Origin of the sequence: Streptomyces sp. BE303, assembly GCF_036290945.1 — a bacterium.
Lineage (GTDB): Bacteria > Actinomycetota > Actinomycetes > Streptomycetales > Streptomycetaceae > Kitasatospora.
The window spans coordinates 1-306 of the sequence record NZ_JAQYWZ010000811.1; the positions used below are offsets into that span (position 1 = coordinate 1).

The following is a 306-nucleotide window of genomic DNA, read 5'->3' on the forward strand; positions in this document are numbered from 1 at the left end:
ACAAGGACGCGGGCATCAGCGTCCACGAGTTCGCCGCGAAGGTCGTCAACGGCACGGCGGCCGAGCTGCGACAGTTCATGGAGGTCGGCCTCCCGATAGCGCGGGCCGTCGACGACCTCGTCAAGGCAGACCAGATCCTCTCCGACGGAGGCCCTGCGGTGAAGGCGGCGGCCGAGCCGGCCCTCACGACCGGCAGCCCCGAGGCGGTGCGCAAGTTCCTCACCGAGGGACAGCACACGGCCCGCGCCGAGGACGACCGGGTCGAGATCCTCATCCTCATCGCCGACAAGGAGGTCGGCCCGCGCG

The 306-nt window shown here is 70.9% G+C and carries 1 protein-coding gene; it reads left to right on the forward strand.

All coding sequences use genetic code 11. From position 1 onward, the window contains the following. Positions 1-306 (forward strand): ALF repeat-containing protein (locus PUR56_RS27140; protein WP_329950840.1); only part of this gene is annotated, 306 nt, incomplete at both ends.